Annotated in this window: 27 protein-coding genes; 13 read left to right on the top strand and 14 right to left on the bottom strand. The window is 52.3% G+C overall.

Annotated elements, in window-relative coordinates; genetic code table 11:
• The first annotated feature begins 18 nt into the window (after positions 1-18).
• From K5880_RS14335 to K5880_RS14395, 13 genes are all read left to right on the top strand, one after another.
• The gene (locus K5880_RS14335) at positions 19-1236 is read left to right on the top strand and encodes an FAD-binding oxidoreductase (protein WP_297653537.1); all 1218 of its coding nucleotides are present in this window, start codon (positions 19-21) and stop codon (positions 1234-1236) included.
• 1 nt (position 1237) lies between these two features.
• Positions 1238-3196 carry a hypothetical protein gene (locus K5880_RS14340; RefSeq protein WP_297653540.1) on the top strand — a complete coding sequence of 653 codons (1959 nt, stop codon included), beginning with the start codon at positions 1238-1240 and terminating at the stop codon, positions 3194-3196.
• A 35-nt stretch (positions 3197-3231) separates the two neighbouring features.
• Positions 3232-3555: a hypothetical protein gene (locus tag K5880_RS14345; RefSeq protein WP_297653543.1), complete on the top strand. Its 324-nt coding sequence runs from the start codon at positions 3232-3234 to the stop codon at positions 3553-3555.
• 111 nt (positions 3556-3666) lie between these two features.
• Complete coding sequence (thyX, locus tag K5880_RS14350) at positions 3667-4392, top strand: FAD-dependent thymidylate synthase (protein ID WP_297653546.1); 726 nt, start codon at positions 3667-3669, stop codon at positions 4390-4392.
• A gap of 112 nt (positions 4393-4504) precedes the next feature.
• Positions 4505-4948, top strand: a complete 444-nt coding sequence (locus tag K5880_RS14355; protein ID WP_297653548.1) for a hypothetical protein — start codon at positions 4505-4507, stop codon at positions 4946-4948.
• Positions 4949-4979: 31 nt separating this feature from the next.
• Positions 4980-5417, top strand: coding sequence for a hypothetical protein (locus tag K5880_RS14360; protein WP_297653550.1), 438 nt, complete (start codon positions 4980-4982; stop codon positions 5415-5417).
• Positions 5417-6112, top strand: coding sequence for a hypothetical protein (locus K5880_RS14365; RefSeq protein WP_297653553.1), 696 nt, complete (start codon positions 5417-5419; stop codon positions 6110-6112). Before K5880_RS14360 ends, K5880_RS14365 begins: the two co-directional genes overlap by 1 nt.
• Before the next feature lie 334 nt (positions 6113-6446).
• On the top strand, positions 6447-7652 hold the full coding sequence (locus tag K5880_RS14370) for a hypothetical protein (protein WP_297653556.1): 1206 nt from the start codon (positions 6447-6449) through the stop codon (positions 7650-7652).
• 26 nt (positions 7653-7678) lie between these two features.
• Positions 7679-8371: a hypothetical protein gene (locus tag K5880_RS14375; protein WP_297653558.1), complete on the top strand. Its 693-nt coding sequence runs from the start codon at positions 7679-7681 to the stop codon at positions 8369-8371.
• A complete protein-coding gene (locus tag K5880_RS14380; RefSeq protein WP_297653565.1) occupies positions 8371-9093 on the top strand; it encodes a hypothetical protein in 723 nt (240 codons plus the stop codon). The genes K5880_RS14375 and K5880_RS14380 overlap by 1 nt, the downstream gene beginning before the upstream one ends.
• A 4-nt stretch (positions 9094-9097) precedes the next feature.
• Positions 9098-9904 (top strand): hypothetical protein, encoded by an 807-nt coding sequence (locus K5880_RS14385; protein WP_297653568.1) that lies wholly within the window; start codon positions 9098-9100, stop codon positions 9902-9904.
• A gap of 12 nt (positions 9905-9916) precedes the next feature.
• The gene (locus tag K5880_RS14390) at positions 9917-11734 is read left to right on the top strand and encodes a hypothetical protein (RefSeq protein ID WP_297653571.1); all 1818 of its coding nucleotides are present in this window, start codon (positions 9917-9919) and stop codon (positions 11732-11734) included.
• 18 nt (positions 11735-11752) lie between these two features.
• Positions 11753-12073, top strand: coding sequence for a hypothetical protein (locus K5880_RS14395; RefSeq protein ID WP_297653574.1), 321 nt, complete (start codon positions 11753-11755; stop codon positions 12071-12073).
• Positions 12074-12365: 292 nt separating this feature from the next.
• Here the strand turns inward: K5880_RS14395 and K5880_RS14400 are convergent, their stop codons facing one another.
• The 14 genes from K5880_RS14400 to K5880_RS14465 form a co-directional block, all read right to left on the bottom strand.
• Entirely contained in the window at positions 12366-12881 is a 516-nt protein-coding gene (locus K5880_RS14400) for a hypothetical protein (protein WP_297653577.1), read from the bottom strand.
• A complete protein-coding gene (locus K5880_RS14405; RefSeq protein ID WP_297653580.1) occupies positions 12881-13435 on the bottom strand; it encodes a hypothetical protein in 555 nt (184 codons plus the stop codon). The genes K5880_RS14400 and K5880_RS14405 overlap by 1 nt, the downstream gene beginning before the upstream one ends.
• 12 nt (positions 13436-13447) lie before the next feature.
• Entirely contained in the window at positions 13448-14068 is a 621-nt protein-coding gene (locus K5880_RS14410; RefSeq protein ID WP_297653583.1) for a hypothetical protein, read from the bottom strand.
• Positions 14061-14735, bottom strand: a complete 675-nt coding sequence (locus K5880_RS14415; RefSeq protein WP_297653587.1) for a PhoH family protein — start codon at positions 14733-14735, stop codon at positions 14061-14063. The genes K5880_RS14410 and K5880_RS14415 overlap by 8 nt, the downstream gene beginning before the upstream one ends.
• Positions 14736-14739: 4 nt before the next feature.
• A complete protein-coding gene (locus tag K5880_RS14420) occupies positions 14740-15363 on the bottom strand; it encodes a peptide deformylase (RefSeq protein WP_297653590.1) in 624 nt (207 codons plus the stop codon).
• Positions 15360-16136 (bottom strand): M24 family metallopeptidase, encoded by a 777-nt coding sequence (locus tag K5880_RS14425; RefSeq protein ID WP_297653768.1) that lies wholly within the window; start codon positions 16134-16136, stop codon positions 15360-15362. The genes K5880_RS14420 and K5880_RS14425 overlap by 4 nt, the downstream gene beginning before the upstream one ends.
• A 1-nt stretch (position 16137) precedes the next feature.
• Complete coding sequence (locus K5880_RS14430) at positions 16138-16746, bottom strand: uracil-DNA glycosylase (protein ID WP_366883021.1); 609 nt, start codon at positions 16744-16746, stop codon at positions 16138-16140.
• A gap of 146 nt (positions 16747-16892) precedes the next feature.
• Positions 16893-17834, bottom strand: a complete 942-nt coding sequence (locus K5880_RS14435) for a hypothetical protein (RefSeq protein ID WP_297653593.1) — start codon at positions 17832-17834, stop codon at positions 16893-16895.
• Complete coding sequence (locus K5880_RS14440; protein ID WP_297653596.1) at positions 17824-18030, bottom strand: hypothetical protein; 207 nt, start codon at positions 18028-18030, stop codon at positions 17824-17826. The genes K5880_RS14435 and K5880_RS14440 overlap by 11 nt, the downstream gene beginning before the upstream one ends.
• The gene (locus K5880_RS14445) at positions 18023-18541 is read right to left on the bottom strand and encodes a sigma-70 family RNA polymerase sigma factor (RefSeq protein ID WP_297653599.1); all 519 of its coding nucleotides are present in this window, start codon (positions 18539-18541) and stop codon (positions 18023-18025) included. Before K5880_RS14445 ends, K5880_RS14440 begins: the two co-directional genes overlap by 8 nt.
• Complete coding sequence (locus K5880_RS14450; protein ID WP_297653602.1) at positions 18531-18917, bottom strand: hypothetical protein; 387 nt, start codon at positions 18915-18917, stop codon at positions 18531-18533. Before K5880_RS14450 ends, K5880_RS14445 begins: the two co-directional genes overlap by 11 nt.
• A 24-nt stretch (positions 18918-18941) precedes the next feature.
• A complete protein-coding gene (locus K5880_RS14455; RefSeq protein WP_297653605.1) occupies positions 18942-20198 on the bottom strand; it encodes an AAA family ATPase in 1257 nt (418 codons plus the stop codon).
• Positions 20195-20782 (bottom strand): glycosyltransferase family A protein, encoded by a 588-nt coding sequence (locus K5880_RS14460; RefSeq protein ID WP_297653608.1) that lies wholly within the window; start codon positions 20780-20782, stop codon positions 20195-20197. The genes K5880_RS14455 and K5880_RS14460 overlap by 4 nt, the downstream gene beginning before the upstream one ends.
• 59 nt (positions 20783-20841) lie before the next feature.
• A complete protein-coding gene (locus K5880_RS14465; protein ID WP_297653610.1) occupies positions 20842-21333 on the bottom strand; it encodes a hypothetical protein in 492 nt (163 codons plus the stop codon).
• Positions 21334-21380 lie beyond the last annotated feature (47 nt).

Here is a 21380-nt window from a genome sequence, read left to right on the forward strand (position 1 = left end):
CTTGGAAGACTTGCTGTAATGGCAAACCATAACAACTACTGGTTTGGGACGTGCCCGACCCGATCTCGTGTCGCGTCGGGCCTTGTTCGCAATGCGGACGTGCTGATTATCGGCGGTGGAGTGGCGGGCATGAGTCTGCTATACAACCTCGTCAATGCGGGCATCACTAACACCTATTTGGTCGAAGAGAATACCGTCGCCTCCCACGCATCCGGGCGTAGTAGCGGTCAGCTTATGCTTCGTGGTTCCAAGCTATTCCACGAGCTAGGGGACGACGTAGGTGCTGAGTACCTAGCGTTCATTGGTGAGAACAACAGACGGTTCATCAAAGGTCTACGTGCCGCTGGTTTCGATACGGACCTTCGTGACACTGGCGGTCTCCGTCTGGCGGCCACAGAGGACGAACTAGAAAAGCTAAACCTTGAGTCCAAGTTCATACTAGAACACCGTAAGCTCAATTGCCCCATCATGAGCAAGGCCGAAATTCAGGGGATTCTTCCCCAGACAGGTTTCGCTGGTGGAATGTTCGTGCCGACCGAGGCGACCTTCAACCCTTACAAGGTCGTCAATGGACTTAGAGAACTCGTGGAGAAGAAAGGTCCCCGCGTTCTAACCGACTGTCAAGTCACTGGCGTCAAGCAGGAAGACAAGAGCTTGGCTGTTTCAATTCGACATAAGGGAGTCATCAGGGCGAAGCGAGTAGTGTATTGTTTGAATGCGTACACTCCAGAGCTACTGCCCGAACTAGCGGAGGTCATGACACCATACCGGGGGCAGATGATTGCTACAGAGTACCTTGAAGATTCTGTTGCCCAACTGCTGCCTCAAATGAGCATGACCTGTAACGACTGTCACGAATATTTCCGTTTGCACAATGGCCGCCTTCTTGTGGGCGGTATGCGGCACGCGGTTCGTGGACAGCAAATGGGACTCATCAATGATGGCGAGATCAGTCCGGGTGTTTTCGACAAGCTACGTAGCTTTGTTGCTGGAGCGTTACCTTTTGTTCAAAACGTAAAGTTCAGCCACACATGGTCAGGCATCATGTGTGCCACGCCCGATAGTCTACCTTTGATTGGTAACGTCCCTGGCCGCGAGAACGAGTACATCCTCGGCGGCTTCAATGGATATGGCTTTGGTCATGCCCTACACGGCAGCATGATCATCAAAGACCTCATCAAGACGGGAACCTCGACTCATCCAGGCGTCCAACTGTTCGATCCTGGGAGATTCTAAATTGACATTCGATATCGCTAAGCTTTGTTTCCAGCTACCCGAGACATTCCTCAAGCCCTACAAAACCAAGCAGCCCGATTGGGGTCCCCTAGGATACTTTACGTACAAACGAACGTATGCCCGTCAGATTCCTGACGAGGGCAGAACCGAAGAGTATTGGGAGACGTGCCGCCGTGTCGTAGAGGGTACCTTCTCCATCCAGAAGAATCACTGTCTCCGCAATCACCTTCCTTGGAACGAGAGGAAGGCTCAGCGTACCGCAAAGCGTATGTTTGAGCTAATGTGGGACTTCAAATTCCTACCGCCCGGTCGTGGCATGTGGGCTATGGGTACCGAGTATGTCGCTGAACGCGGCGGGGCCTGCCTGAACAACTGTGCCTTCGTTACCACGAACGATCTGGGCCAAGATCCCGTCAAGCCCTTCCTATTCATTATGGATATGAGTATGGTTGGTGTGGGCGTCGGCTTCGACGCCGAGGGTGCTGGTATGGTAGAAGTAGTTGCCCCGCAAGGCAACGTGGAGGTAGTCATTGAGGACAGTCGCGAGGGCTGGGTAGATGCCTTGCGAGTTCTCATTGAGGCGTACACTCAGGGCGGTCCTCTGCCGTCCTTCGACGTATCTCTCGTACGTAAGGCGGGTCTTCCCATCCGAGGCTTCGGTGGCACTTCGAGTGGCCCGGAGCCTCTTGTCGAAATGCTCGCAGACATCAGGGCGATCTTCGAAGAGAAGCTCGGTGATGTTCTGTCGTCGTCCGACATTGTGGACATCGGCAACCTGATCGGTCGCTGCGTCGTCGCTGGCAACGTGAGGCGTTCGGCTGAAATTGTATTCGGTGATCCGGATGACAATGAGTTTTCTCTTTTGAAGCAAGATAAGGAAAAGCTCAAGCACCACCGTTGGGCATCCAACAACAGCATCTTTGCTAGGGTCGGCATGGACTATGCTTGGCACGCAAAGCAGACTGCCGTGAATGGTGAGCCGGGGTATATGTGGTTGGATAATGCTCGTGCGTTCGGTCGCATGAAGGATCCGGCCAACTTCGATGACCGTCAGGCTGTAGGTGGCAACCCGTGTTTGGAGCAGACGCTTCATAACTATGAGCTATGCACATTGGTCGAGACGTTTCCGGCCCGCCACGAGAACCTAGACGAGTACCTAGAGACGTTGAAGATTGCGTACCTGTACGCGAAAACCGTAACGCTTGTGCCTACCCACTGGTCTGAGACCAATGCGGTCATGGCACGCAATCGTCGTATCGGCCTGAGCCAGAGTGGTATCATCAAAGCATTCGGCAAGCACGGTCGCCGCGACATGATGGAATGGTGTGACAAAGGCTATGAGTTCATTTCCGGACTTGACATTCAGTATTCGAATTGGCTCGGAGTTCCAAAGAGTATCAAAAAGACTTCGGTCAAACCTAGCGGAACTATCAGCCTCTTGCCCGGCGAGCCGCCGGGAATCCACTACCCGCATTCGGAATTCTATATCCGCCGCATTCGTGTGGGCGTCCATAGTCCCCTTGCTCTTGCCGCCGCAGCGGCAGGCTATCATGTCGAACCAGCGGTGGGCCAAGAGGAAAGCACTGTCGTCGTATCGTTCCCGGTGAAGGAAGAGTTCTTCCGACGTGGCAAAGACGATGTTTCCATTTGGGAGCAAGTCGCCAATGCTGTCGCTTACCAGAAGTTCTGGGCCGACAATCAGGTGTCCGTGACGGTCACGTTCAAGCCCGAAGAACAAGACGACATCAAGCACGTCCTCGAATTGTACGAGGATTCATTGAAGGGAATCTCTTTCTTGCCCCTGGCCGAACACGGCTATGAGCAGGCTCCCTACGAGGAGATCACTGAGGAACAGTACGACGAAATGGTTACGTGCGTCAACGCTCGTGCCCTGGTCGTTGAGGGTGTGCTGGACACGGTATCGCCTAAGTTCTGCGACGGAGATTCCTGCGAGATCTAGTTACCACTCGACGCCTTCTGGCGTATCATGACACTATGAGTAAAATTGAACCGAAAGAGAAGTATATCATCATTCATCCTAAGGATGACGATGGTGTTGAAGTCAAGACAAGTCTCGTTCTTACCCTCGGTCGCCAGCTTGGCGAGGTCTTGGGGCCTGACGATACGATTGAGGGACGCTTGATCAAAGCCCTTGGTACGCTTGACGGCATCGACAATCTGCAACCCAACATGGGACGCTACACGATTGGCATGACCATCGCACGCACCTTTGACGCAGAGGAAGTCCTCACGGAACTCAAGCGTCGTCTCGAAGAAGATGTTTTGAGCGACATCATTCGTCCCAAGCTGGTTACCTGATGCTTTACTACACACCCGCAGTTACTATCCCCGGCAAGGTGGCTCACCGCAAGCTGGAGTGGGCACGAAGTTGTGCTCAATCGATGGGCACCTACGTAATGGACGAGAATTTTGACATCATCGAAGACTACCGTGGTTGAACCCGGTTTCACCGTGCCCATGCTGGGGCACGGGTACGTACGCTACATCGACCATTTCGGTAGCGACCAGCGTATTGTAGAGACCGCACGTATCTCATACAAGTCGCCCTCGAAAGGTGAAGATCAGGACAAGAGGCTGCTGCACTACCTCTACCGCAATCGTCATACTTCTCCTTTTGAAGCGTGCAATATTACGTTCAACATCAAAATGCCCATCTTCTGTATGCGGCAGTTTGTGAGGCATCGCACGTTCCGACTAAACGAATGGAGCGGTCGTTACTCTGAGCTTGCAGAGGAGTTCTACACTCCTACGGAGTGGCGTCTACAGGACGACAAGAATAAGCAGGGTAGCATTCTTCCCACCGCGAGGTCTCTGACGTGGAACGAAGAAAATACGGCCATCGCAGCGGAGTCTTTCCGGCAGTCGTACGCGGCCTATCAAGAGCTTTTGGAGCGTGGCGTGGCCAAAGAAATGGCCCGCATCGTCCTGCCGGTGTCTCTCTTCACTGAGATCTACGTAAATGTAGACGTTCACAACCTCATGCACTTCCTCAATCTACGCCAAGACGGACACGCACAGTCCGAGATCCGCGAGATCGCTGACGGCATGGCTGAGATTGCAGAGCAGCTATTCCCTTGGACGTTTGAAGCTCGCAGTCGCTACAAGGTCCACATTGAGGATACCTGGGAAGACTAGCTCGTAAAACATAACCACCTTTTCTTCTAGGAGGCCGCTCGTGAGAGCGGCCTCCTAGTGTATTATTGGTATGGTCACGTTCTGTTTGTAGTCTCTGAAAGAGGTAAAAGTTATGACCCAGCAAGTTGCAGCCGTTATTGGCTCTGGTACGCTCGTACAGACACGAGCAATTCTCCCGGCTTCCCAGCGTGGTAATGAACCCCTGGGCGAAGGCGTCCGCACCGGCATTCAGGTGATGGTCGGTAACCCCGAAGACGCCATTGCGGTTGATGCCTGGGCGGCATCCGGCGTCGTGGTTGGTGTCACGCCAGTCCAGATTTTCGGGCCGAACATCAACACGCTTCCCCGCACCCGACTAGTGGTTCTCCAGAACCTTGGCGGCCAAGACCTAATCATTGCCCCGACTGAGGCTGGTGCGACTGTTGCCGATGGCTTCACGCTACCCAACCCTGCGGCGGGTGTCGAGTCACGCATCGAGCTTCCGCTGTTGCACAACAACGAAATTTGGGCTAGATCTGCGTCTGCTACCACGACCGTCAAACTTGTGATTCTGTAAGGGAACTCTCTCCCTATAAGGAGGTTCCCTTATGAATAAGCAATACTTTGCTACGGTTGGCTCGGGAACTGTGCCCCATGTGGCACATGGTCCTGCCCACAACCTGACGCCCGAATCATATCCGGGTGCTCACAGCAAGAATGAGCTACGTACCCGCGTAGGCGACGGTGCAATCATCCTCAACCCTGAGGATTTCAGTGTCAACATTGGTCTGACGACGCAGGCGATCACTGTGTCCACATCGGCCCTTCCGCTGCCTGCCAACCCGCTAGAGTATCGCAGGGCACTTGTCGTACATAATGCGGGAAATGTTGATGTCTTTTTAGGCGACTCCAGTGTGACCGTATCTACCGGACTACCACTGGCCGCAGGCGAGAAGATTGCTTTCGACATTCAGGGCAATCCAAACGTTGAAGTCTATGCTGTCTGTGCTACGTCTGCTGACGTGAGAATCATGGAGCTTGCATAATGGTTGGTGTAGGCAACATTGTATCCGTTGGTGGCTTCGGCACCGGAGGCGGCGGGGGTGGTTCATCTGGTATTCAAAACCTGAATGGACAAACTGGCCCTGTCGTTACGCTCGTTGGTACGAGTGGCATTGTTGTCGCCCCCGTCGCACCCAACATCATCAACATCGGTTTCACTGGATCGATTACTCAATCTGGTGTATTGGGTGTCAATGGAATTGACGTTGAGCAAGTGGGCGGGAATTTCATCGTTGATGGAGCCGCCCTCTCTGGATTGATTGTTCCCTCCGGTGGCATTGGCTCAATCAACGGACAGATTGGCCCAGCCATTGACGTGAAGGGCGTAAATGGCGTAGAGGTTACTGTTTCTGCTGAGAATTGTCTCCTGGTGGATGGGGCTGGTGCCAGTGGCGTGAGTGGTGGCGGTGGATCTGCTAGTGGATTGTGCTATGCCGCAGACTTTCCTGCGGTTACGAGTACAACTATCACGCACAACCTGGGCACGACGAACGTGGTGGTTGATGTTTTTGATGCATCGGACAATAAGATGATTGCTGACGGGGTTAGCATCGTAGACCTCAATAGCATCTCTTTGCGGTTCAACAGCCCTCAGAGGGGTAAGGTGGTTATTGTAGCGTGCGGCGGTAATGACACCAACCTAGAAGAATGTAAGCGATACGCACTACTGGTGAGCTAATGGCACTACAAGAAAAACAACTAGGACAATTGAGACCGGCGGACACAACGGCTGCGTCCTTGTATTCGCCGGGGGCGGGCATCACGGCCATTGTCAAGTCGGTTTGGATTTGCAATACTACGGCCTCTTCAGTGACATTTCGAATCTTTGCGGACGACGACGGCACTACATATGACGAGTCAACTGCACTTTTCTGGGATGTAACTATTGAAGGCAATACAACTGTCGAACTAGATACCTTTATGGCTCTCGATGGTTCGGCAGGCAATCTTGCTGTCCGTACGAGCGTGGCGAGTGCCCTAACATTCACGGCTTTTGGAGCGGAGGTAAGCTAATGTCTATCAACAAATATCCGTTGAATGGAGAGACACCCCTGGCTTCTCCCTTTAGGGAGCAGTTGGTCGCTTCTACTGAAAGCAAGCTAAACATCAAGCCTACTTGGGGCATCTCCACACTAAGAGATAGTGTTCTGGCGTCGGGTACTGGTGCTGGTGCAGTAGAAGAAAATGGACTACTAAAGCTATCCACGGGGGTAGATGTTGGTGGCGTCGTTGTTATGCAAACAAGGCAAAGAGGACAATATCAGGCTGGCACACAAGGACAGGCTGGCGTTGCTTTGCGATTGAATAGTTTGCCAAGTGGCACCCAGGACGTGCGTTGGGGCTACATGGACAATCATAATGGTGTTGGTTTTGGGATGGATGCAGCGGGTCTGTATACGTTTGTTCGTAAGAAGGCCGATACGCAAAAGACATATCAGCCGGATTGGAACATTACGCCGACCGTGCCGATTGCAGCCACATCAGGAAACATCTATCACATTGACTTTACGTGGTATGGATATGGAGACATCGTATACAGGGCACTAACCGCGTCGGGCGAAAACGTCAGACACCAACTGGTAGACCTACATAGGTTCTTGCCAGAAGACTCTGCCAGTGTTGAAGACCCGAACCTGCCGATTTGTATTGAGGCATACAATGGCGACGGAGCAGCCAGCGGCAATATCGACCTATTTTGCGGAGGGCGACAGTTTTCAGTTATCACTGGTGACAGTGTTCCACAAACAAGACCCTTTAGTCAATCCATTATTGAACACGTTATCTCTTCTGGTACTAATGAATGGGAACCGCTCATGACGATCACGCCCAAAGTGACGTTTGGGCCATCTGATAGATTGAATTCTGTGCTTGTGAATATCACGGCATTTGAGCTAAGAACTAATCAAGACGTGCAGGCTCGCTTGACATACAGTAGCGATCCAAGTTACGGAGGTGGCTTTGCTACTCCAGAGGGGATCACTGTAAACGAAACTGCAATGGAAATCAAGTCTACTGCAAACGTGCTGTATGGTGCTCCCTCGGGACTACTGATTGGAGAGGTACTAGTCGAAGGTGCGGGCAACAAGGCGGAATCGACCATCCAGCGAGAAGGTAGAATTCCTCTTGAACCCGGGCTCGAAGCAACCCTTTGGGTTAGAAAACACGCCGCGACATCAACTACAGTGTCAGCGGTTGTGCGATGGGAAGAACAATGGTAGTGTATTCTCTTATGGAGGAGTGACCTATGAGCCTACATGATATCTGGCGAGGAGACGTGATGCCCCTGAGTGGGGTGGCCGTCTCCATTGGCCGCAACACCTTTGATCCACCGGCACCCGTAGTGCCGGTGGTCGATATTCATGCCCGCCAACTCGATCTCCACGACTCTGCACTAGACGCTTCTGGCATCTTGTCGTACAACGCCCGTCAGACCACACAAGGCGGTCGTCTTGAGCTAATTCCTAGTATGAGTGGTGCTCAACCCATCGTTACGGCCATCTTGTTTGAAGCCTATGATACGACGGGCGGCAATACGATTACCACGACCATTGGTACTGTTGCCTTAGACACAGAGCGGACAAACACTCACCCAGACATTTTTGTGTTTGACAACACGAATGACGAAGTGCAGATCAATCAGGCTGGTACATACGCTATTGAGTATCGTGTGGGGCTTGACGTTTCATCTGGTACTCGTACTAGTAGTCGGGCACAGCTTGAAAGACAGGCTGCGGGTGGAGCGTTTGCTGAGGTGGCTGGTGCCAGGAGCTTTGGTTACCATCGTACGACTAGCCAGGGCGAAGACACCTTGATGTGTAAGGTGATCATGGACATTGACCGTGGTGACACCGTGCGTATTCGTGGCATCGTTCTTGCTGGAGCTAACCTGACGCAACTCGCTGACTCTACTGGTATCACTATTCGGAAGCTGTCGTAATGAGCCTGCACGACATCTGGAGAGGGGACGTAATGCCCCTAAGCGGCGTGGCCGTATCGATTGGACGAAATAGCTTCGATCCTCCCGCCCCCGTTGTGCCGTGTTTCGATATTCATGCACGCGAGTTTGACCTCTATGACGGTGAGGACATCGATGCCGCCTTCACGGCTGATGGTTCTGGTATCATCACCTTCGATTCCGAAAACAATCGCCTCCTACTCAACCCCTCGATGAGCGGGGCCACTCCCATTTGTACTGCCGTCTATTTTGATGGTTACAACAGTAGCTCTCAGAATATCTCTAACTCATTTGGTCCTGGTACAGTCATTGATATTGACACCCAAAGGACAGTAAGTGATGCCACCCATTTCACGCTGGCCTCTGACGTAGTGACAGTGTGGGCGGCTGGCACCTATGAAATTACCGTAAGGGCCGGTACTGACAACATCAGTGGAACCGCTCGACTGTCGATCCGACACTGGTTGGAGCGTAGCTCGGGCGGTGGTGCCTTCGCTGAAGTGCCCGGGTCTCGCGGCTGGACATATGCTCGAAACTCTACGAACGGAGAGGACACAAGTTTGTGTACTATTATCTTGCAGGACGTTGCACCTGGGGATCAGTTCCGTATTAAGTCCGCTGAGACGAGCACGGGGATGATTGCTCCCCTTGGTCCGCAGACGGAACCAAATGGTTATGGCTTAACTTTCGAGAAGTTGGAGTAGTAAAATGGGATTACCTTTTAATGGCGACCTAGTGCCCGTAGGCTCTGGCTTTGCGAACCTAGGTGTAGAGGTCGGCCCGAACGCTCAGAATGCGTTTGATGGCACGCAGGGCGAGATTCGCCCGTTCAATCATATTCACCAAGTCAGTGGCGTCTTCCATGACCCGCTGCACGGTCAGTCTGGTGTTCTGCGTTTCAACCAGAACGTCGGAGCTTTTGAAGTATCCGTAGACGGGGGCCTGACATTCAACAGCCTGTCGGCTGGTGCTGGCGTTGACAGCGTTGGTGTAATCGGTGATACGAACCTCACCGGCAACATTGATCTGGCTTCTGCCGCAGGCAGCGGTTTCCTGGCGATCTTCGACACGTCGGACGCCAGTCCGATCCAATTCGCGGTCGATCAGCTTGGACTGTCTGGCCTATGGGACTTCCCCACTCAGGGCTTCAATGGTCGTGTAGTCAACGAACTGATTGACTTCCACGGCACGTCAGTCCAAGGTTCTGTGACTGTCCAGGGTGTCTCTGGCATCATCGCGGATATCGTTGGTCAAACGCTGACGATTGGCCCCGCCGCAGGCGACGGTTTTGCAACCTGTTACGTGCAGGACTTCACGACTCCTGCAACTAGCTGGAGCATCACTCACAACCTCAATACACATAACGTACAAGTACAGCTCTGGAATGGTGCCCAAGGCCCGAAGCGTTGGCTTATTCCTGATGGCATTGGCGTAGCCAACCTGAATACCGTGACTGCCACTTTCAACGTGGCACAGTCCGGTCAAGCCGTTGTGATTGCTTGCCCGAGTACGTAATAGGAGAGTAGAATGGCTATCGATACTGGTGATCTTGTCCCGCGTGCCAGTGGGGCAGCCAGCCTTGGCGTAGAACAAGTCGGCCTCTGTGGAATGACAGAGGATATCCGACCGTTCTGTCATGTCCACATGAATAGTGGTGTGTGGCATGATCCGCGACAAGGACAGTCGGGAGTCATTCGCTACGACCTCAATACTTCCGCTTTTCAGGCGTCTGTCGATGGTGGTCTAACGTTCGATACGTTGATGACCTCTGGACAAATCGACACTGGTCATTCGATGCAGCGTGCGTATGATGGTGGTAATGAAATTGATGCCGCCCCGGCGAACGGTGAAGCGTATCAGGGCGTCATCGTTTTGGAGCCCACGCCCGACAACGATCCTGCTGCTGGTGGTGCAGCCACATGGGTTGATCACCTTGATCCAGTGGAGGGATTCGCGTCATACGGTTTTGCCGTTAGTGGATCGCCCGGCTCCCCACACGGTAGTCTCACACGTATTGGTTCCCACTGGATGCATATTCTTGCTTCTGGTGCTGTGGGCTCTCCTACCAATGGTATGTTCTTTGGATACAACAACCAATTTGCTGGTACCCCCCTCATTCAGACTAGTGGTGGCCTGTTTGTAGAATGCGTACAGGGTCAGATGGATTTCAACACTCAACAGGGTGGTGGAACCATTCAAACTAGATCTGGCGGTGCTATCAAAACAGAGGCCAGTGGTTTCATCTCTCTTATTGCCTTCGATGGTAATATTGAGATGTCTGCGAACTTCAATCTTTTTGGTCAGGCCAGTAATGACTGCGTGTTGCAGGCAAGTCAAGATGTTCAATTGTCTGCCTTCGATGGTAGTGGCCAGCTTCGTTACAAGTTTGGTCCCTATCAAGCGTGGCACGTCAACCCAAGTACCAATGGTGATACCGAAGGTCCGCTAGGTGACGGCTTCTTCCCGATGCCGCACTCTGGTCAGATCCTCCAGATGATCTTGGAAAATGGTGTCGGTGGTGGTCACAGTATGCAGGCGGCATACGATGGTGGTCCACGAGCCATTACTACTGGCGGAAATCCAGTTCACTTTGATGGTGATACTGCGTATGCCCTAAGACTTGATGCCGCCGAGCAAGATCACCCGCACTTGCTTGTGTCCGGTGTGAATGAGCTACCCAATACTGGTCACCTTGTTCCTGGTGCTCTATGGATGCAGGCTCACTCAGCCGGTATGGAGGCACAACTTGTAGGTGGTCCGGAGCCTAGTAATCGTGCCGAAGCATCGGCTAGGTCGCTTGGTATTGATACCCTTTTCTACACTACTGGTTCTGGTATTGTGCCGCTACGTGCGGCGTCCGGTGTTTCACAGTTCTTCAATATTGCTTCCAGTGCTTCGATTGACGAGAATGGTCTCGTTGTTCCGCTAAACATTGAGACTACTCCGAGTACATTCTACCACGTTCAGTCTGCCAGTGGTATTCAGATTTTCGTGCCGGGTCAGTACAAGATTAGCTACACGGCCATTATCGAAAAGACTACTGGCAACTTGGCCCAGGCTGTTGAGGCTGAGCTTAGAATGCGAGACAAGTGGGGACAAGAATTCTTCTATCTAGGCAGTCAGAGTGTTGCTATCATCCGTGACAGTAATAACCTGAACGCCAACACCTGTAATGGTCAAACCCTAGTGGACCTCCATGCTGGCGACTCTATCGTCTTGTGGGTTGAGCACAAGGGGGCACCGCCCGCAGGTAACAGTGTCCGTGCTCAATCGCGAGCTTCAAACGTTATCGTAGAATGGATCGGCCCGGTTGCGGGTGGTGCCATCACAACTCAGAGTGCCTAGTAGGGAGGAAATATGTGGATGTACTTAGCACAAACGGTGGCTGACCCCAACGCGGGTACCTTGATTGGTAGCCTGTTGGAGCAGTATGGGCCGCTTGGAATTGGATTAGGAGTTGTCCTGACAATCATGATGCGTCAGAACAAAAACTCACAAACCCGTATCGAGAATCTAGAGAAGCAGCAACAGGAACAGCACCAAAGTCATATCGATGATCAGAAAGAAATGATCACCGAGTATGTCGAACTGGTCAAAAATAAGACCAAGGTGCTGGCAGACCTCACGGGCTGCTTGAAAGCAATCAAGGACACGCTCGAACGCATGGAGCGTAAGAGCGACTAACAAAAAAGGGGCGGCCAGTGGCCGCCCCTGAGTTTAGGTCAAGGCGTCTCAGACGATCTTGGGGGTGTTCCCACCAGGACTCTGAGGCCGCTTTTCTTTTCGTGCTTGATCCGCAGCGATGCTCGCCTCGGGCGTCATCACCGTAGCCCCAAAGGGCTTAGTCTCCGGACGCTGGAAGAAGGCTAGGATATCACGACGAAGTTCATTACGAACCTCAGCCGGAACCTCGAACTGCTCCAGTCGTTCACGGAGAATGCGGTCTACAGTCTGTGTAAGGTCTGTGCTCTTATCACTAGCCATCTGTCTTTTCTCCAAACCAAGATAGTCTCAAACGATCTACCAGACGCTTACGGCGTGACCTTGCGTGGTCTTCACGGGCCTTGGTTTCCCGTGCAACAATCTCCTCGCGTGTCCGAGTGTCCAGCTTCGCCAGCATTCGTTCGTGTGCCGAGGATACGGTAGAGTTTACGTGTGTCGTAGGCTTCTTGCGGAAGAAGACCACGGATCGAATCGTTGGGATGACATCCCTTTTCAACGTTTGAAGCCACTCGCCGCAGGTTTCATCCAGCGGCTCTGTGAGTCCATTGATTTCATCAATGATACGACTGTCGTTGTGGATCATCACGTCTTCCATGCTCTCCATGTCACGCACTTCGCAGAGTGCTAGATACAGCACTTTGTATGCGTGATGGATGTTCTGGAAGATGCGGTCACCCTTGGTAGTCGTAGCCGGGGAGCAGCGTCGAGCAGCCTCAACACTCTCCCCGGTCACAAGGTAACCGTCCTCATTGAAGAAGACGGTAATCATTACTCAGCGATGATCTGGCCGCCGTAAACGGCTTCCAGTTCTTTACCTTGCTCAAGCTCGGTTCCACTCAACTGTGCAGCCGAACGTAGAGAATCCGCAACCGCAGTCAGGAGTTCCTTGGTACGCGGCGACAGAGCAATCAGACCCGTCTCCGGATCTAGCCACTCAAGGGCACCACGCGACAGGAGTTCCTGCTCAACGATCAATAGCAGAAGTGCAACCTCGTCATTGGTCAGACCAGCCTCTTCGAGAGCGGGCGTGATGATCTGTGTAGCCCCAGGGACTACAGACTGATCACGCACGGTTTCAAGTGCGGTAGCCGTGATTTCGAGTTCTTCTGCCGTCACTGTCTCCTCTGCCAAGAGACGGTTCGCACCGATCTTGGTTCCGAGAGTGATGTAGAGTTTCCACTTGTTGAATTCGAGGTCTGTCATTCCCTCTAGAGCTTCGATGCCCTGTTCGCCACCTTCGCCAGTGCTAATGCACCCGCTAATGGCACCACCGGCTAGTGCGAGCACTAGTACGGCGGGAGCGATCCATTTCTTTCTTTCCATAGCTATTTCTCCTTAGAGATCTCTGATGTTGACACCTTGCGGTGTCTTTCCACTCATGTATTGCTGTCGAGCTTCGGAAGTGATTTCCGGGATATCCTTACGACAGTCGTTACATCTTCGGTAGATGAGGCGTTTCTTGCCTCGCATTGTTGTTTGGATGCGACCCTTATTCATGTGCGAGCACCTGTTTCCGGATCCACCCAACGCTTTCTCCACGGGTCCACCCGTGGATTCCCTAGGGGACGCTTCCTCATCAGAGTCTTCGTCCCCTAGTACACCTTGTTCGCGGAGGGAAGCTTTCTTCTCTGCCACGAAACTTGCATCATCGGCTGGCTCCTCCTCTTCTTCACCAGCCTCGGCTTCAAGATCTTCCAGAGTGCGTCGTCTCTCAGAGCCGCCGCGAACACCGGGCGGTTTCGGCTGCATGTCTCCCGGGGAAACAAACTGCCAACCTTCCGCTAGTTCTTTTCGACCATTGAGTTGAGCAAGCAACGCTTCGGCTGCTTCGGCACTCAGTTCGTAGGTCATGTTAGATCGCGTACCCTTCTTGGCAAGCTTGAGAGTGAAGAGAGTTTCCTCTTCGTCAATCTCTTGCTTAGTCAGGTCGCACTCGTGGATTACTCTTTTAGCCATGTTTTTCGTGTCTCTTGTATGCCTTGAGCACTTCTTTGACGATGCGACTACGCTGGACAGTCTCGACATCGTTCATTTCAACTAGACCTACACCCCTGACGCCATCGAGAACATTGATTGCTTCTGTCAAAGCACTGTCTCGTGTGTCAATATCACACTGATCGAGGTCACCAGCGATAACCATCTTACAGCTTTTACCGATGCGGGTTAGGATCATTTTCATTGCGGCCCCATCGAGGGGCACGTTCTGTGCTTCCTCAACGATGACAAAGCAGTTGTTGAACGAACGTCCACGGCACATGCTCAACACCGTGAACTCAAACTTCTGTTGGATTAGCTGAGCAATATCTTGCTCGTTGTTGATACAGACACGTAGGTTGTCCTTGATGGACTCTACGTAAGGAAGTACCTTCTCTTCTAGTGTGCCAGGAAGGGCACCGATCTTTTCTCCTGTGTTGGAGGGGATGTAAGGTCTGATAATGACAACTCTCTGAATGCCACCACGCTTAGGGGACCTGTTGATCATGTCTACCGCCTCAGCGAGAGCGAGGAACGTCTTACCCGTACCGGCGAGGCCGGTACAGATCGTTACATCGTTTTCTCTAATGGCTCTGACATATTCTTCTTGTCCTGGTTGTGGCTTCGGTTGAACGAAGTTTTTGAGCACGTTGTTACCTCCCAATGGCCCTCAAGTGCTTCTTTGCCTTGCGGGCACGGTTTTTCTTGGCTCGCCTTGCAGCGATAACCTTTTCACGATGGGGGGTAACTTTCATACCAAACGAAGTGCGACGAGGCTGCTTGGTAATCTGCTCCTCAAGATGTTTCGTGATGAGAACTCCGTTCAAGTGATCCATTTCGTGCATGACTGCACGAGCCCAGAATCCAGTGAAGGTCTCTTGCTGCATGTTGCCATCCAGATCAAAGAACTCCAACGTGACACTCTTGGGACGTGGAAAGGAGGCTCCCATTCCAGGAAGGGAAAGACAGGCTTCCCCACCCTTACTAACCGCACGGCTTTTCTCTACGATGGTCGGATTGACATAGACGTTGTTGGAGGCATTGCCTTCGTCGTCGGTACCATTGCGTAGCAAGAAAATACGGTGCGGGAAACCGATCTGTACTGCCGCCAGACCAGCAGCCTCTTCATCGAGGGCGTCGAGCAGGGTGTCCATATCCATAATGGCTTGCTCGTCTGCTGGAGTTAGCGGAAGCTGGCATGAACGCGAGGGCATTTCTAGAAGAGGCCAACGCTCAGGATCACCAGGAGTAATGATCGGGTTACGGTTTTCATTCATGATAGTAGTTCGTATCCGTCTTTAGTAACTAGGAGACACCTTTCGGTGTGGGCGGTAAGGTGTCCATCAGCTTGCCTGATTGTCCACCTATCCTCATCTACAATGATATCAGATGAGCCGAAAGTGACAACAGGTTCTATGCAAATAGTTTGACCTTCGGTTAGTTTTTGTCGAGCGTACTTCTTCTCCTCCAGTTGGAGCTTGATTTTGCTCTGACCTCGATTCAATGCACTTGGGATGAACGGTTCCAGGTGAACTCGCTCTCCAATCCCGTGGCCTCCCCATTGGGGCATGATGGTGACCCCGTGGAAGCGTGCAGCTTCCTCTGTGGCCCGAATCATGCTTAGAAAATCGCACTGATCTTTCACGACAGACAGTTGGGCCTCTAGGATCTCATTCGTGGCATGGATGAGTCTATTTCCTTGGGTAATCTTGTCCAAGGGGGCCGTTCCCGGCACCAATCTGGTGCGGGCTGCATCAACATACCATCCTTCGTACTCTGTACCCACGTCAATCGTCAGGAGGTCTCCAGGCTGTAAAACATAATCACCAGGAATGCCATGAACCACGACCTCATTAGGACTAATACACGCAGTCGCCGGAAATGGCAACGGCATTCCGTCTGGCCTGTAGTTTTTGAAGGCGGGAATGCAGCCTGCCCCTCGAATGCAAGACTCTATAGTCTTGTCAATCATGTGTAGTCGTATTCCCGGCTGAGCAATAGCAAAGCCAGCCTCAATTGCCGCAAGGTTCACCTTGCCAGCGTATCGCATACTAGATAGCTTGTCGCTCACTCTCTACCCACTTTTTCACTCTGGTCCAATGCGGGAGCGTCGTCCTGTAAGCCCGCTCGGGCGAACGCAGATGGTAGCTCGGATGATATGTGATGAGTACCTTCGCCTCGTGTCCGCCGACACTGTAGCGTAGCCAACCATCCTTTTGTTCTTTCAAGTTCTCAGGGAAGAACTGACTCAGGGCTCCCTTTACGGGTTGTTCCTGCATACTCTGGGTAGCGATCTTACCAAGTAGAATGACCAGCTTGGGTTTCAGTAGTTGAATCTGTAGATCCAATCGCCACTTGCACGCTTCTAGTTCTTCGGCACGAGGGTTACGGTTATTGGGTGGACGACACAGCACTGAGTTGGTAATGTAGATCTCTTCGCGAGTCACGCCGACGTACTCTAGAATACTGTTCAGTTTTTCACCGGCCTTCCCCACGAAGGGAATGCCTTGGGTGTCCTCGTCTTCTCCTGGGGCTTCACCTACCACCATCACGAGGGGGTTGGTAGCACCTTCTCCAAACACTACCTTAGTGCGGTCGTGGCACAGATCACAGGATCCGCACCCTTCCATTTGACGCCTTAGTTCATCCAGTCCTTGCATCGTATCTTACCATTACGTCTTCGGCTGACATTCTCCCCTCAACATAAGCAGCATATTCTTCATTGCTCAAGCGGAGGAATTCTGTCAAAGGGATTTCACTATCGCTGGTGTGCCATAGTTCTTCGAGGTCCAAGAGTCTTTCTTCGTCACGAGAGATGTCCGGTGAAGAGTTCATCGTTCCAACTGCCATTCTGCTTCCGCTGTAGAGAAGCAACGCTGAAATCCAGTACATCTGCCATGTTGTCGGCACATGACACAATTTTGCCTTCAAGCGTTAGGATTTCGGGACGCTTGTTGCACATATTCTCTAATGCCTGACGCTTGCCCTCTGGAATGGTGATTTGAAGATCACTCTCACAGGTCATCATTAGGTGATCGATGTAACGAGCACTCGCACGGTGGATACCAGTCATGTGGTATGCGTCACGCGGACGTAGGTGATCGCCTTGAAAACGAGTAGTAGTATTCCATCCAATGTTGCGTAGGGCACAGCCAGCCACAACGAGAGACGGACTGAAAGGGATTTCCAATTCTGTGGACTGTCTGATGGCTACCTGCGAGAGACGCAGGGAGTGGGCGACGTGAACCAGGAGTCCGCCGCGATATGCCATCGGTCCAGTGATCCCATAGGGCGAGTTCTTGAGAGCCATCATGAGATCTAGTCGCTCGATGGCATTACCCATGATGTCGCGGTAGATAGGATCGGCAATAGACATGATCGCATCCTGTACCTCGCCAGCGTAGGACGAAAGGATGTTGGCGTTCACACCTTTGACGTAATCAAACTGGTTGATCGGTGCTTCCACCACCGCCACGTCTTCTGACTGTGTGGAAAACTCTAGCTCTCCACGATACAGCTTGGTCTCTAGCTTCATAGCAACGTAGCTGCCTTCTTCTAGTTCGCCGCCGTATCCCCAGACAACACCATTGATCTCGCCCGTTACATCCTTGAGGGTAACACGAGCAAAAGCCTTGCCCTGGGCGGTCTTCATCTTCGAGTTGGATTGGATGGCAGCGACCAGGAATACCTGCTCGTACGTCTTGCCATGTTCTAGACCACTGATTGAGATATACGATTCAACGCTCAAAGCGTTTTCTCCTGCCGCCCTTCGTGCGGTCCTCTCGTTGTTTGCAGGACGTACAAGCGGCCACCTTGCGGACGATGACGTAGAGTTCGTCGGGTAGTTCGTCTTCGTTCCCAGGAATCAGCGTCACCCGCTGCTTCCCTGAATAGTAGGAGCCGCCACACTTTCGACACTCGATGATGTCGATGGTCTTAGGCATTCTCATGGCTGAGCCTCGTTTCGAGTAGGTCGAGCATCTTGTTGACGCGATTGGCCACAGCCACATGAGACACGTCGGTCTCTTTAGCAATCTGGCGGAAGGACTTACCATTGATGAAGTGTTCCGTCAGGAGATTGGCGTGCTCTTGATCGGACACCAAATCAAACACCGTGGCCACGAGGTCGTTTCTCTCCGCAGCGGTATCGTTTACCTCGCGGTCGTCCAGCAGCACGGCGTCCTCGTCAATCTGGTTGGGCTTGTTGCGAGTGGACTTCGCAATGTACCTCATGACGTGGCCACGGATATAGCTGTACGCGAACGTCGTGAACTTGGCACGGTTCGGATCGTACTTATCGCACGCCCGCAGGAGACCAATCCAGGCTTCTTGCTGGAGGTCTTGAACGGTGATGAGCGTATCCCTGGCACAAAGCGGTAGCAGCGGCTTGATGATGCTCAGGATGATCGCATCCCATTCGTTTTGCGGGATAGAATCTAGCGGGTTATCTGTCATGTCCTTGGATCTGTGCTTCTAGCAGTCGAATGTATGTGTCTTTCTCGGGTTGTGTAAGAGCACCCCAATGGGCGATGACATTTCCGTTGCCGCCAACCGGGATCTCTTCGTTCCCAGCAGTTAGTGTTTTGTGGCGGTACAGGATTCGTCCCTCCTCGTCTTGTACGACGAGCGTGAGCACTTGATAGTCCGGATTCTCGGAAAGACTCCACAGAAAGTTCATAAAGTCCTTAAACTTTACGAGAGACTTCCTGGCTTTTTGATCAGCCATAATCATCACGAAGATGATATTTGTTTCGTCCGTCAGCGTCGGCCATTCCGTTAGGTTTTTATGAACCTTGCGGAGTTTGTCCCAATCCAGTTTGATGCTCATCATGGATAACCTCCTTCTAACACTACACTAAGCGTCAGGGTTGATTTCCACGACGGTACCGTCTTCGATGTATACTCCCATTCTGTCGTCCTCATTTCGCGATGCGTATTCGATCCACACCTGAAAGTCCTCATCGTTAGCCATTTCTTCAACGATAGCCATACTGGTGTCGTCAAGTAGAGAGCCGTCCGCAATCCGAATCACACGGAGCGTCGGGTTGGCGGACATTGCGATTGCGAGAGAGATCCTAAGCTGTTGAGCGGCAGATGCTTGGCAGAAAGGAACCTCTTGCCCTTCTTCATTCACTACACGAATTCCGTCTTCGGTGATCCGCAGGTTGTCAACGGGGAGCGGCGAAGATTCCAGGGCTTCCGCCTTGTTGATCTTGATAAGCTCCATTTCGTCGTTGAGTTTCCCGATCTCTGCTTCCACGAGATCAAGACCTTCGCGGGTTTTCTTGTACGCGATAACCTCGCGGGCTCTCTTGTTCGTCTTCTCGATGTTGGCGAGTTCTCCCTTGAGGAATTCCACGTCGGGAGTTTCCGGGAGGTCTTCTAGCTGACGCACCACTGTCTCTTTTTCACGCTGAGCTTCGGCAAGCTCACGCTGGAGACGTTCGATGGTAGCATTCAGAGCTTTTTCTTTCCCTGTAAGCTCGGTTGTCTTTGCCTGCGTGGTCACGGCTTCCGTGATAGCTTTGGTCAAGTCCTCCACGGAGATTTCCTCCGTGGGATCCTCTGCTGTCGGCGGTGCCATTTGTGTAACCAATGAAGCCAGTCGTTTTTTCTCCCGATTGATCTCAGACCTTGCATCGAACGCGGTTTTGTGCCGCACGTCGAAGTCTGCTAGGTCTAGCTCACCCTCGGTAATGGTGTATAGTACATCAGCCAGCATTTCCCGCTGGTCTTTCTCGGATTTCCTTGAGAATTCCCACGGGTCAAAGCTCAGGTCTCCAATCATGCCGTCCAGGAGCTTCTGCGGAGACTTGATCGTGCTGCCATCGGGCGTACGAATCTCTAGCGTTGACCCGGAGGGGGTGAACTTGCGTTTGACGATGTAGTCCCCCAGGTCCAGTTCGACCATGCCATTTTTCTGGCCTGCTCGCAGCGGATCGGGGTTACCCTTCTTGGCCGCCTTGTATTCGAGGGCGAGCCAGATGGAATCGATAACGGAAGTCTTCCCTTCGCCGTTCTTGCCACTAATGACAATGACGTTGCTCTCGGGCGTGATGTCAACCGCCTTGACACGCTTGACGTTCTCGGAGTGTAGTTGGATAATTCTCATCGTTGGAATAGGAAGGTTGTGGTATCGACTTCTGCGGGGGTTCCGCCCTCGGTGAGCATTTGTCGCCAGAGCATGTGGTCGTGGTTGTCACACGGCTGCCATCCATCCGTGTTGCCAAACAATTCTCTTGTGTGTGCCATGCCAACCGTAAGAAAGTCTGTGCTATTCACGGGGCCAAGCTTTCTCACTAGCTTACTAGAACGAGGATGCTTATGCTTCATCATGAATGACTGACCAGCCGTTCGAATCATGTCAGCTTCGGGGTGTGCCTGAGCAATATTCACTATGGTAGCCAAGTGATGCGGCATCCATTCGTCGTCATCATCGATGTATGCGATCCAATCGCCGTCGCCATGTTCAATGCCGAAGTTGCGTGCGACCGCACCGTAATCATCGTTTGTAGTTTGCACTTTCAACCAGCGAACACGCGGATCAGGGAATGCCTGCACCAGCATACTAGATACTACCGTACTGTCTTGCACTACCCAGAGGTTCCAGTCTTGGTATGTCTGTTCACATACACTGTTGATGGCCGTGAACAGTGAGCCCCTAGCGATGGTCGGTAGAATGATGTCGAAGTGCATTTCTGAAAATTGGAGGTAGGTAGGTGTTGGAAATCTTCCTACTCAATCCCTTAGGTGTTTCACTTGAGGTCTCTCCATAGGAACCTCTTGATAGGGATACGATACGCTGGCTTCCATCCAAACCCTTTCCAGTTGACTACCTCACAGTCGTCCATGATAGCCTGCAACGCTGCGGGCTTGAGCATGGTGAATGTAGGTACATCCTCCCCCGCCCCATTGACCATGAGGATCGTCGCACCTTTGTTGAGGTATGACTTCACTTGGTTTGTCTTTAGATGAAACGTGCGATTCAACATGGGCTTGGCGAACTTCACTTCAATCTCGCCGTACCCCTCTACCTTGAAATCAGGATCAGTGTTGACCTCTTTGTCTTCAAGGAAGGCACCGTCTTTACCGCAACCCGTGTCCTCAAACTTGGGTCGTGATCCAGTGTCCTTTTCAATCAAGTCTAACCATAGGAGGAACAGAGCCCGTTCCTCCATCGTATGCTTCTTGATGTCTTCTTCGAATTCTTCTTTGCTACGTTCATCAAATCTGTAGTTCTTACCCATAAGATCCTGTGTGGTTAGTAAAGCGTTCGGGGGCTTACGCCCCCTCC

The organism is Hydrogenophaga sp. (genome assembly GCF_025699295.1).
Taxonomy (GTDB): Bacteria; Pseudomonadota; Gammaproteobacteria; order Burkholderiales; family Burkholderiaceae_C; genus Hydrogenophaga.